Here is a 12,490-nt window from a genome sequence, read left to right on the forward strand (position 1 = left end):
TATTCGCGCTGTAAAGGACTGTTTTTAAAATATTTCCAGCGAACAGTTATAACCCTTATATCTGATCGTGCTTAGTCGTGGCTCGAGGGTGGGGAAACATCGGGCAATGAAAAAGGTTCTTCACGGAATCCCGGGGGGAATACAGATAACCAAATATCTGTAGGAGCTGCCGAAGGCTGCGATTTTTTGATTTTGCTTTTGCGATCTGGAAATTACTGAAGATCAAGATCAAAAGATCGCAGCCTCCGGCAGCTCCTACAGGGGAACATGTGCACCACAAAAACGAGGCCGAGCGTTAGCTCGCCTCGCGGTGCTTTTGCGGTGCACGCCCCCTCGAGAGGCCGATCGCGGCGGGCTGTATAGGGGCGAGCTTGCTCCGGGCAACCAATAAAAAAGCCCTGCTTTTCGGGCAGGGCTTTCGGTTTTTTCAGCCTTTCTGGCGTTTCAGGCAACCAGGGCCTGACGGGTACGCTCGATCACGGCCTGCAGCGGTTCGGCGCTGGAGTATTGATCGGGGTACAGGCGTTCGCTGTGACGAGCGATGCCGTGTTCGTTGACCAGGGTGAAGCTGAAGCAGCCTTTGCGAGCGGCCATGATCAGGCAGTTCATTGGTGCAAAAGCGTTGGTTAGGGTGCGAATGGCATCCTGAGTGTGGATTTGAGTAGACATTATTGGGTGTTCCTACAAATGACACGGATAAGAACCGTGCAACGTTAAAACGTTCCAGTAACGTCGATCACCATTGATCGAACGAAGAACCCGACTGGAACAAAGCAGCCAGTTTGAAGCGCTGATAAGTTGGCGCGCTTGGGCTGGCAGGTAGGTACTTAGGAGGGCAGGCAACACATCAAGGGCAAAGGTTCTGGGCCCGGGGTGAAGATCCTGATCAATTTGCAGGTTGGTTCGAGCAGAGTAGGCAGGCGGAGCAACACCCTTTGTTTTCGATTCAAAGGTCGTGTCGGCGCAAGATTTACCTGGAAACCATCGAGGTGGTCGATCCCGCTTGTTCGGTGGAGGCTTCCGTCGGGAAGGCTGACCGGGGGGATTTGTTCGACCAGAATTGACTTTCAGCTTGGTACTAACGCCGCGGATACTAACGGATTGAACTGGATAAGGGAAGTGTGTTAGCAAAAAAGGACTCCCCGACGGGGCTCGATCGGGCTGCTTTACCTTGCAGACCAGCGTATGAAGCGGCGCTGCCTCCGATGGATAGGCCCTGTAGCACAACAAAATCCGACCATCGGTCATCGACGTTGATAGCAACGCAGCCGTCTAAAAACCGGGTTTGCCAGAGCTTATCCCCAGGCATGACAAAAAAAACGCGCCGAAAAAGTGCGTTGATATAACCGTCGCAAAGGCACTTGTGCACATTAGTTGCAGAGTCTGTCACCCCGCTGTCATCTCAGGTTCAAGCGCAATGGCTGCCTGTAACCAAAATTTAAGTCAATGAAAAACATCGCTTTTTTTTACTGGTGAAAAAATCGTCAGTTTGACTGCGAACCCCATTCCACAGGGCTTTGAGCGGGTTCAAGGGCGGTTGTCCACTGAGTTATCCACAGCTTCTGTGGATTGTCCCGAGCGCTTGCTCTAGGACGGGCGTGCCGGGACATTTTCAGCTTTACCTGTAAGAAAAAGAGAGTAAAGTTGCGCGCCTTCCGATCTGCCCCACAGTGCTTTATGAAGTTTCGCTCAGCCCCTGTTTCCTCTACCTCCACACCACCCTCTGTTGCCCCTACCAAGCGCTTTTCCATGCGCGTGGCAGAGTGGCTGTTGGACAGTCCGCACCTGGGCGAAAACCCCAACGTCAAACACATCGCCGGACGTCTGCTCAAGCAACCGGCCCGTGAGGGCGTGGTGGCTGCGCAAAGTCGCCTTGGCCAGTTGATGTGCCGCGAATGCGGGAATGCCCGGGACCGCCGTATCGGTCAGGACCTGTTGCGTCAGGCCGCCCGCGCAGGCGATCGCCGCGCTCAACAGGAACTGGGGCTGATCGAAGACTGAGCTGTCCAAGACCGGACGCCTTGGTTAACCTTCAGGCTTTACCCGAATGGCAGGAGTGGCTATGGCAATGGACTTGACCAGCGTGTTGCTGGGTCTGGCAGCGGCAGGGTTGCCGTTGCTGGTATTGGCCTGGCAACTTCAGCGTCGGGCCAGCACCACGCAAGCAGACGTTGCACTGCTGCAGGAGCGCCTGGCCATGGCGCAACTGGCACAGGACGGCTTGAATGCACAACTGGAGTCCAGCCGCGATGAAATCGCTGATCTGACCCAGGCCAACTCCGCCAAGCAGGCTGATCTGGCTGCATTGCGTCGTGAAGTCGAACTGTTGCAGATCGAGCGCGACGACGCCCGGGATGCGGCCCACGCGTGGAATATCGAGCGCGCCGGCAAAGACGCCGAACTGCGCCGTCTGGATGCCCAGGCTGCGTCGCTCAATGCCGAATTGCGCGAGCAACAAGACAGCCATCAGCAGCGCCTTGAAGACCTGCAAGGTTCGCGGGACGAATTGCGCGCGCAGTTTGCCGAGCTGGCGGGGAAGATTTTCGATGAGCGCGAGCAGCGTTTTGCCGAAACCAGCCAGCAGCGTCTGGGACAGTTGCTCGATCCGCTCAAGGAGCGCATCCAGTCCTTCGAAAAGCGTGTCGAGGAAAGCTATCAGAACGAGGCCCGTGAGCGTTTCTCCCTGGCCAAGGAACTGGAGCGCCTGCAACAGCTGAATTTGCGCTTGAGCGACGAAGCCACCAACCTGACCCGCGCCTTGAAAGGGCAGAAGACCCAGGGCAACTGGGGCGAACTGATTCTTGAACGTGTGCTTGAGCATGCAGGGCTGGAGAAGGGCCGTGAGTACCAGACTCAGGTCAATCTCAAGGGACCGGACGGCGAGCGCTTCCAGCCGGACGTGATCATCTATCTGCCGGGGGACAAGCAGGTGGTGGTCGACTCCAAGGTCAGCCTGACCGCCTATCAGCAATACGTGGCGGCTGAAGACGAGGCCATCGGCCAGATCGCCATCAAGCAGCACGTACTTTCATTGCGCAATCACGTCAAAGGCCTGGCCGGCAAGGATTACAAGCGCCTCGATGGCTTGCACAGCCTGGATTTCGTGTTGCTCTTCGTGCCGATCGAGGCGGCGTTTTCTGCCGCGTTGCAGGCTGAGCCAACGCTGTTTCAGGAGGCATTCGACCGCAACATCGTGATCGTCAGCCCCACCACGTTACTGGCGACCCTGCGTGTCATCGACAGTCTGTGGAAACAGGAGCGCCAGAGCCAGAACGCCCGGGAAATCGCCGAGCGGGCCGGGTGGCTGTACGACAAGTTCGTGCTGTTCATTCAGGATCTGGACGAAGTCGGCAATCGCCTGCAGCAACTGGACAAAGCCTACAGTTCGGCACGCAACAAGCTGACAGAGGGGCGTGGCAACCTGGTCAGTCGCAGTGAGCAACTCAAGCTGCTGGGCGCACGGGCGAGCAAGAGTCTGCCGGCGGATTTGCTGGAGCGGGCGATGACCGATATCGATGGGTTGGTCGAGTTGCCGGAGTAGCCCCCGGTCGAGCGTGGACCCTGTGGCGAGGGAGCTTGCTCCCGTCCGGCTGCGTAGCAGTCGTCAGACAGTCCAAATGGTATGGGGACCGCTGCGCGGCCCAACGGGGGCAAGCCCCCTCGCCACAGGAGGCTGTGTTAAACCTCGCTACAGAGGCAAATACCGACTCAACAACGCCCGCAACGCCGCCGGTTTCACCGGTTTGGCCAGGTAATCCAGCCCTGCTGCATGCACCTTGTCGACCGTCTCCGGTCGGCCATCGGCACTGATCACCACGCCAGGAACCGGCTCGCCCATTTGCGTGCGCAACCAGGCCATCAGGTCGGTTCCGGTTTCGCCATGATCGAGGTGGTAATCCACCAGCGCCAATTGCGGGCGCATGCCTTCGCCCAGTAGCGTTGCGCACTCCTCGCGATTGCGTGCGGTCCAGACCTGGCAACCCCAACGGCTGAGCAAACTGTTCATGCCGATCAGGATGCTGTCCTCGTTATCGATGCACAGCACCTGCGCGCCATTGAGCAATTTGCCATTAAGCTCGGCGACTTTTACCGGCGCTGCGTTTTGCGCCTTGGCCAGCGGTACGCTGACGCTGAACACGCTGCCACGTCCCGGCCAGGAGCGCACGCGCAAGGTATGGCCGAGCACGCGGCATAGCCCGTCGGCAATGGCCAGCCCCAGGCCGAGGCCTTTTTCCGCCCGTGTCTGATGGCTGTCGAGGCGCTTGAATTCTTCGAAAATCACCTGTTGTTTATCTTCCGGAATACCCGGCCCACGGTCCCAGACTTCCAGGCTCAATGCTTCCTTGTGCCGACGAACGCCGAGTAGTACCGGCCCTTTGCCGTAGCGAAACGCATTGGTCAGGAAGTTCTGCAAAATTCGCCGCAGCAGCTTGATGTCGCTGTCGACCCGCAGCGCGCTGCCGCGAACGCGGAACTCCAGGCCTTGTTCCTGCGCCAGCACCTTGAACTCTGTACCGAGGGTATCGAACAGTTCATTGAGCGCGAACGGCTGGCGATTCGGGTTGATCTTGCCGTTCTCCAGGCGGGAGATGTCCAGCAGGTCGCTGATCAGGTCCTCGGCCGAGCGCAGCGAGCTGTCCAGGTGTCCGACAAGCTTCTGCGCTTCGCCGGAGAGTCCATCGTGTTGATGGGAGAGGGCGGCGGAGAACAGGCGTGCCGCATTCAGCGGTTGCATCAAGTCATGGCTGACGGCCGCGAGGAAACGGGTCTTGGACTGGTTGGCCGCCTCGGCGATGCCCTTGGCTTCGGTCAGGGCGACGTTGAGCTGGGACAGTTCGTGGGTCCGTTCGGTGACCCGTTGCTCCAGGCCTTCGTTGGCTTCGGTCAGCGCCTGCTCGGCTTCGCGGAACGCGGTGATGTCGGTGAAACTCATGACGAAGCCGCCACCCGGCATCGGGTTGCCAATCAGCTCGATCACCCGGCCGTTGGGGAAAAGGCGCTCGGAGGTATGCGCGCGGCCCTGGCGCATCCAGTGCAGGCGACGCGCGACGTGAACTTCGGCTTCGCCGGGGCCGCACAGGCCACGCTCGGCATTGTGGCGAATGATGTCGGCGATCGGCCGACCGACACTGATCAAGCCGTCCGGGTAGTTGAACAATTCCAGGTAGCGACGGTTCCAGGCCACCAGTTTCAGCGACTGGTCGACCACGCTGATGCCCTGGGTGATGTTCTCGATGGCGCCTTGCAGCAAGGCGCGGTTGAACTGCAGCACCTCCGAGGCTTCGTCGGCGATGCGCACGACGTCCTCCAGTTGCATCTCCCGGCCTTCGATGGCGGCTTTGACCACTGCGCGGGTCGAAGAGGCACCCAGCACACCGGCCAGCAGGCGTTCGGTGTGGGCGATCCATTCACCGTCGGCGTTCTGGTTCGGGTTGAAGCCTTTGCCCTGGCGATAGGCAAAACGGATGAAGCTCTGGCGGGCGCGTTCTTCGCCGACGAAGCGCGCCGCCAGTTGCAGCAGGTCGTCGATCTGCACTGCCAGCATCGAGCGCGCGCTGGGGCGGGCACTGATTTCCTGGCCGATGAAGCGACCCGCCTGCCAGTGCTCGGAAACCCGGGTGCGCGACAGCACCGAGACCCAGGCGAAGAGCGTGAAGTTGCCCGCCAGCGATAGCACCACGCCCTGGGTCAGCGGGGTGATCGGAAGGTTCAGTGGATTGCTGTGCAACCACGCCAGCCCCGGGAATGTGCTCAAGGAAACGCCGAGGCTGAGGGCGGCGATCGGCAGGATCAGGGTGTAGAACCACAGGAAGGTACCTGCGGCGAGGCCGGCGAAAACACCGCGGCGGTTGGCCTGTTTCCAGTACAGCGCACCCAGCATGGCGGGGGCCAGTTGGGTCACGGCGGCGAAGGCGATCTGGCCGATGGTCGCCAGGCTGGCGGTCGAGCCCAGCAGGCGGTAACTGACATAGGCCAGCAGCAGAATGACCACAATGCTGACGCGGCGCACCGACAACATCCACTGGCGGAACACTTCGAACGGGCGCTCGGCATTGTTGCGACGCAGCAGCCAGGGCAGCAGCATGTCGTTGGACACCATGGTCGACAGTGCCACGCTGGCCACGATCACCATGCCGGTGGCCGCCGATGCGCCACCGATAAACGCCAGCAGGGCCAGCGCCGGATGCGCCTGCGCCAGGGGCAGGCTGATGACGAACGAGTCCGGCAATACCGAGCTGGGCAGCAGCATCTGGCCGGCCAGGGCGATCGGCACGACAAACAAGGCAGCCAGGGCGAGGTAGGCCGGGAATACCCACTTGGCCAGGCGCAGGTCCTGGGGATCGATGTTCTCGACAACGGTCACGTGGAACTGCCGCGGCAAGCAAATGATCGCCATCATCGCCACACCGGTCTGCACCACCATCGACGGCCAGTTGATGGTTTCCTTCCAGTACTGTTCGAGGCGCGGCGCCAGCATGGCCTGGTCGAACAGGTCGTCGAAACCGTCGTACAGGCCGTAGGTCACGAACGCGCCGACCGCGAGAAACGCGAACAGCTTGACCAGTGACTCGAAGGCAATGGCCAGCACCATGCCGCGGTGGTGCTCCGTGGCGTCGAGGTTGCGGGTACCGAAGACGATGGTGAACAGCGCCAGCACCAGCGACACGATCAACGCCGTGTCCTGGGCCCGGGTGCCCATGGCGTCGGCGCCGGCGCCGATCAGCAGGTTCACGCCGAGCACAATGCCTTTGAGCTGCAACGCGATATAGGGCAGCACGCCGACCAGGCAAATCAGCGCCACCACCACCGCCAGTGACTGGGATTTGCCATAGCGCGCGGCGATGAAGTCGGCGATCGAGGTGATGTTCTCCTGTTTGCTGATCATCACCATTTTCTGCAGGACCCACGGCGCGCCGACCAGCAACAGGATCGGCCCGAGGTAGATCGGCAGGAACGACCAGAGCTGTTCGGCGGCCTGGCCCACGGCGCCGAAGAACGTCCAACTGGTGCAATAGACCGCCAGCGACAGGCTGTACACCCAGGCGCGCACACGCGGCGGCAAGGGCGCGCTGCGACGGTCGCCATAGAAGGCGATGGCGAACATGATGGCCATATAGGCCAGGGCGACGGCGGCAATCAGCCCGGTGGACAGCGACATGGGGACTCCAGACAAAAGATACCCGGACCTCCCGCCCGGACAGACAGTCTCGCACGACCGCCGGTGTTAGTCAGTGTCGACCAAGGTCGTGGCGTGGCGGGGTGTCGCAGGGGATTTTGCAGTGTCTGGGTGGGCCTCTTCGCGAGCAAGCCCGCTCCCACATTACGGTCGCGTTCAATCAGGATAAACGCGATCACCTGTGGGAGCGGGCTTGCTCGCGAATAGCGGTATTACGGAATCAACGCAATCTCGATCAACCGATGCAGCTCTTCAACCTCCAGCGCGGCCTCGGAAAACAGAATGCGGAAAACGATGGGGGCGGCGATCAGGTTGATCAGCCGATCGACACCCGGCACGGGCTCGTTGGGAAAACGGTCGAGGATCGTCTGCAACTGCCCGCCAATGATCGTCGCGCAGTAACTTGGCTTGAGCGCCGCCTGTACGTCGCGCAGCATGTTGCGGCCAGGTTCGGAGCTCATTTCGTCCAGGTACTGTTCCGCCCAGGCTCGAATATCCCCACGCAGGCTGCCGGTGTGGGTGGGGTCGTTGTCGGGCTGCATGCGGGCGAGGGCGACGTCGGCCAGCAGCGCCGACAAATCCCCCCAGCGTCGATAGATGGTCGAGGGGGTAACGCCTGCACGCGCAGCAATTTGCGGCACGGTCAGGCTGGCGCGGTCCTGCTCCTCGAGGAGTTGACGCACGGCCGAATGAATCGACTCTTGTACCCGTGCGCTGCGTCCGCCCGGGCGTAAGGTGGGAGCTGTCATCCTGGGGTTCCTGTAAAAGCCATGCCTCGGACCTTAACACAAAGAATTTGCTTTAAGAGAGATCCAGTAGCACACTCCGCAAAAGCAAAAAGTTAGCTTTTGTGGAGCGCGCCCATGTCCAGTTCTCATTCAAACCGTGCCAGCCTGTGGTTTCTCGCCGTTACCTTGCTCAGTTTCCTGGCGGCTTCCACGGCGCCGACGCCGCTGTATCACCTGTATCAGGAGCAGATGCAGTTTTCGGCCGCGACCCTGACCCTGATTTTTGGCGTGTACGCCCTCAGCCTGTTGGTGGCGTTGCTGACCGTCGGTTCGTTGTCGGATTACCTGGGGCGCAAACCGGTGATTTTCACGGCGGTGGTGCTGAATATCCTGGCGATGCTGCTGTTTATCCACGCCGACAGCGTCGCCTGGCTGATCAGCGCCCGAGTCCTGCAAGGTTTTGCCACCGGCATGGCTACCGCAGTGCTGGGCGCAACGCTATTGGATACCGACCGCGAACGGGGGCCGCTGGTCAATAGCGTTGCACCCTTGACCGGGATGGCCATTGGCGGGCTGGGCTGCGGTGTGTTGGCCGAGTTCGCCCCGGCGCCGTTGCACCTGACGTACTGGCTGCTGCTGGCGTTGTTTGTGATGCAGGCGTTGTATGTCTGGCGCTTGCCGGAAAGCGTCTCGCGGCAGGCCGGGGTTTGGGCCTCGTTGCGACCGACTCTGCACGTACCGCTGCAGGCGCGTTCGACTTTGTGGCGGGTGCTGCCGCTCAATACTGCCCTGTGGGCCCTCGGCGGTTTCTACGCTTCCCTGGCGCCTTCGCTGGTGCGCACGGCCACAGGCTCGACCTCGAACATGATCGGCGGGGCGACCGTTGCCGCCTTGACCTTGACCGGTGCGCTGATGATCTACAGCATGCGCAACCGACCCGCCGGCAAGTCATTGTTATTGGGCGCCAGCCTGATGCCAGCGGGTGTCTTGATGGTTTTGCTGGGTGTGCACAGTGCCAGCCTGCCGCTGTTCTTCCTTGGCACCCTGGTCGCAGGCTGTGGTTTCGGCTCCGGTTTTCTTGGCACCTTGCGTAGTCTGGTGCCGCTGGCCTTGCCCCATGAACGTGCCGGGCTGGTGTCGACGTACTACGCACTGAGCTATCTCGCCTTCTGCCTGCCATCGCTGCTGGCCGGGAACCTGAGCCGAACCCTCGGTTTGGTGGCGACCGTCGACGGTTATGGTGCGGTGTTGATACTCCTGGCCCTTGGCGCTTTGGCAGGTTTGATGCGCCCGCGTTCAGGCAGGGCATGCGAGGTCAATTGAATATCTATGTAATAGATAACATATAGAGATATTACCCGTTATATTGATATTCGATCCGGATCTAAGATGGGCTCTACCTCACGAGAGGACAGGAGTTCGCCATGACATGCGCCAATAGCATCAAGCCCGGAATCAAACCGTTCAGTCACCTGCAGCACCCACGCGAAGTGATCCGCCAGTTCACCCCCAACTGGTTCGCGGCCACCATGGGCACCGGTGTGCTGGCCCTGGCTCTCGCGCAATTGCCGGTCGCCATGCCCGCCTTGCACGCCTTTGCCGAAGCCCTGTGGCTGTTCAACATTGCGTTGTTCCTGCTGTTCATGGCGCTGTACGCCGCCCGTTGGCTGCTGTTTTTCGACGAAGCACGACGGATCTTCGGCCATTCCACGGTCTCGATGTTTTTCGGCACCATCCCGATGGGCCTGGCGACCATCATCAACGGCTTCCTGGTGTTCGGCTTGCCACGCTGGGGCGACGGTGTGATTCACCTCGCCGAGGTGTTGTGGTGGCTGGATGTGGCGATGTCGCTGGCCTGCGGCGTGCTGATTCCCTACATGATGTTCACGCGTCAGGAGCACAGCATCGACCAGATGACCGCTGTCTGGTTGTTGCCGGTGGTCGCGGCAGAAGTGGCGGCCGCCAGCGGTGGCCTGTTGGCGCCGCATTTGGCCGACGCTCACTCGCAACTGGTGATGCTGGTGACCAGCTACGTACTCTGGGCATTTTCCTTGCCGGTGGCTTTCAGCATCCTGACCATTCTGTTGCTGCGCATGGCCCTGCATAAACTGCCCCACGAAAACATGGCCGCCTCGAGCTGGCTGGCCCTTGGCCCGATCGGCACCGGCGCGTTGGGCATGCTGGTACTGGGCGGCGATGCACCGCTGATTTTCGCGGCCAACGGTTTGCCGGGCGTCGGTGAGATCGCTGCGGGACTGGGCCTGGTGACCGGCATCACCCTGTGGGGCTTCGGCCTGTGGTGGATGCTGATGGCGTTGCTGATCACTGCGCGCTACCTGCGCGCCGGCATCCCCTTCAATCTGGGCTGGTGGGGCTTCACCTTCCCGTTGGGCGTCTATTCTCTGGCGACGTTGAAGCTGGCCAGTACCTTGAACCTGACGTTTTTCAGTGTGTTTGGCTGTGTGCTGGTGGCGTTGCTGGCGGTGATGTGGCTGATCGTCGGCAAGCGCACGGTGCTGGGCGCCTGGCGTGGCGAGCTGTTTGTCTCGCCATGCATTGCCGGTTTGAAGAAATAACCGGCAAAGATTAGGTAAGGTGTGGCCTGGATCGAGTTTCGATACTCCAATTACAGTATCCAGGCCACTCTCTACATAATCAGGGACACATGGAAGATGAGTCACCCCTCACAGTTCACCTTGTTGCGTACCCGGCGCTTCCTGCCGTTCTTCATTACCCAGTCCCTTGGGGCATTCAACGACAATGTGTTCAAGCAGTCGTTGATCCTGGCCATTTTGTACAAGCTGACCATCGAGGGTGACCGCTCTGTCTGGGTCAACCTGTGTGCGCTGCTGTTTATTCTGCCGTTTTTCCTGTTCTCGGCCCTGGCCGGGCAATTCGGGGAAAAGTTCGCCAAGGATGCGTTGATCCGCCTGATCAAGCTTGGAGAAATCGCCATCATGGCGGTCGGCGCCGTCGGTTTTCTGTTCGATCACCTGTCGCTGATGCTGCTGGCGCTGTTCGCCATGGGCACCCATTCGGCGCTGTTCGGGCCGGTGAAGTACTCGATCCTGCCGCAGGCCCTGCGTGAGGATGAACTGGTTGGCGGCAATGGCCTGGTGGAAATGGGCACCTTCCTGGCGATCCTCGCCGGCACCATTGGCGCCGGGGTCATGATGTCTTCGGCGCATTACGCACCGGTGGTGTCCACGGCGATCATCGGCATTGCCGTGCTCGGCTACCTGGCCAGCCGCAGCATTCCCCGGGCGGCGGCCGCTACGCCGCAAATGCGCCTGAACTGGAACATTTTCAGCCAGTCCTGGGCCACATTGAAACTGGGCCTGGGGCAAACACCGGCGGTGTCACGCTCGATTGTCGGCAACTCATGGTTCTGGTTTGTCGGGGCGATCTATCTGACGCAGATCCCGGCCTATGCCAAGGAATGGATGCACGGCGACGAAACCGTGGTGACGCTGATTCTGACGGTGTTCTCGGTCGGCATCGCATTGGGTTCGATGCTGTGCGAGAAGCTCTCCGGACGCAAAGTCGAGATTGGCCTGGTGCCGTTCGGATCGTTCGGCCTGACCGTCTTCGGTCTGTTGTTGTGGTGGCATTCCGGTGGAATTCCGGACAGCACCGCCGGCCATGGCTGGATCGACATCCTCGGCTTCGGCCACACCTGGCTGGTGTTGCTCGACATCCTCGGCCTGGGCGTCTTCGGCGGTTTCTACATTGTACCGCTGTACGCGCTGATCCAGTCGCGCACAGCGGAGAACGAGCGGGCGCGGGTGATTGCCGCCAACAACATCCTCAACGCGCTGTTCATGGTGGTGTCGGCGATTGTCTCGATCGTCTTGCTGAGCGTGGCCAAGCTGTCGATCCCGCAGTTGTTCCTGGTCGTGTCGTTGCTGAACATCGGGGTCAACGCCTACATCTTCAGGATTGTCCCGGAGTTCACCATGCGTTTCATGATCTGGCTGCTCAGCCATTCCATGTATCGCGTGGAGCACCGCAACCTGGACCTGATCCCCGACGAAGGCGCGGCGCTGCTGGTGTGCAATCACGTGTCGTTCGTCGACGCCCTGCTGATTGGCGGCGCGGTGCGTCGGCCGATTCGCTTTGTGATGTATTACAAGATCTACAACCTGCCGGTGCTGAACTTCATCTTCCGTACCGCGGGGACGATTCCGATTGCCGGGCGCCAGGAAGACATCCAGATCTATGAACAAGCCTTCACGCGCATTGCCCGGTATCTGAAGGACGGTGAGCTGGTGTGCATCTTCCCCGAAGGCAAATTGACCGCCGATGGCGAGATCAACGAGTTCAAGGGCGGGCTGACGCGGATTCTCGAAGAGACACCGGTACCGGTGATTCCGCTGGCCTTGCAGGGGTTGTGGGGGAGTTTCTTCAGCCGCGATCCGGGCAAGGGACTGTTTCATCGCCTGTGGTCGCGGGTGACATTAGTAGCAGGGCCGGCGGTGGCGGTTGAAGTGGCGCAGCCGGCGAAGTTGCAGGCGATGGTGGGTGAGTTGCGCGGGACAGTCAGATAGTCGGTGACAGTTCGGGCCTCTTCGCGAGCAAGCCCGCT

Annotated in this window: 8 protein-coding genes; 5 read left to right on the top strand and 3 right to left on the bottom strand. The window is 60.6% G+C overall.

Annotated features, from left to right (window positions below; translation table 11 throughout):
- Positions 1-444: 444 nt before the first annotated feature.
- A complete protein-coding gene (locus C9422_RS23705) occupies positions 445-669 on the bottom strand; it encodes a hypothetical protein (RefSeq protein WP_007898912.1) in 225 nt (74 codons plus the stop codon).
- Between the two features lie 1,008 nt (positions 670-1,677).
- Here C9422_RS23705 and C9422_RS23715 point away from each other — a divergent pair.
- Complete coding sequence (locus C9422_RS23715) at positions 1,678-2,001, top strand: sel1 repeat family protein (protein WP_015096151.1); 324 nt, start codon at positions 1,678-1,680, stop codon at positions 1,999-2,001.
- A gap of 175 nt (positions 2,002-2,176) precedes the next feature.
- A complete protein-coding gene (gene rmuC / locus C9422_RS23720) occupies positions 2,177-3,541 on the top strand; it encodes a DNA recombination protein RmuC (protein WP_165824811.1) in 1,365 nt (454 codons plus the stop codon).
- Positions 3,542-3,688: 147 nt separating this feature from the next.
- Here rmuC and C9422_RS23725 read toward each other — a convergent pair whose 3' ends face one another.
- Together C9422_RS23725 and C9422_RS23730 are read right to left on the bottom strand one after the other, a co-directional pair.
- A complete protein-coding gene (locus C9422_RS23725) occupies positions 3,689-7,159 on the bottom strand; it encodes a PAS domain-containing hybrid sensor histidine kinase/response regulator (protein ID WP_116582342.1) in 3,471 nt (1,156 codons plus the stop codon).
- Positions 7,160-7,389: 230 nt separating this feature from the next.
- Complete coding sequence (locus tag C9422_RS23730) at positions 7,390-7,926, bottom strand: TetR/AcrR family transcriptional regulator (RefSeq protein WP_116582343.1); 537 nt, start codon at positions 7,924-7,926, stop codon at positions 7,390-7,392.
- A 114-nt stretch (positions 7,927-8,040) separates the two neighbouring features.
- Here C9422_RS23730 and C9422_RS23735 point away from each other — a divergent pair, with 114 nt between their 5' ends.
- The 3 genes from C9422_RS23735 to C9422_RS23745 all read left to right on the top strand — a co-directional run bounded on the left by C9422_RS23735 (position 8,041) and on the right by C9422_RS23745 (position 12,452).
- Positions 8,041-9,228 (top strand): MFS transporter, encoded by a 1,188-nt coding sequence (locus C9422_RS23735; protein WP_116582344.1) that lies wholly within the window; start codon positions 8,041-8,043, stop codon positions 9,226-9,228.
- Between the two features lie 101 nt (positions 9,229-9,329).
- Positions 9,330-10,481: a TDT family transporter gene (locus tag C9422_RS23740; protein WP_116582345.1), complete on the top strand. Its 1,152-nt coding sequence runs from the start codon at positions 9,330-9,332 to the stop codon at positions 10,479-10,481.
- A gap of 96 nt (positions 10,482-10,577) precedes the next feature.
- Entirely contained in the window at positions 10,578-12,452 is a 1,875-nt protein-coding gene (locus tag C9422_RS23745; protein WP_116582346.1) for an MFS transporter, read from the top strand.
- Positions 12,453-12,490: the final 38 nt, after the last annotated feature.

Source organism: Pseudomonas sp. B1(2018) (assembly GCF_003097365.1).
GTDB classification, from domain to species: Bacteria; Pseudomonadota; Gammaproteobacteria; order Pseudomonadales; family Pseudomonadaceae; genus Aquipseudomonas; species Aquipseudomonas laurylsulfatiphila.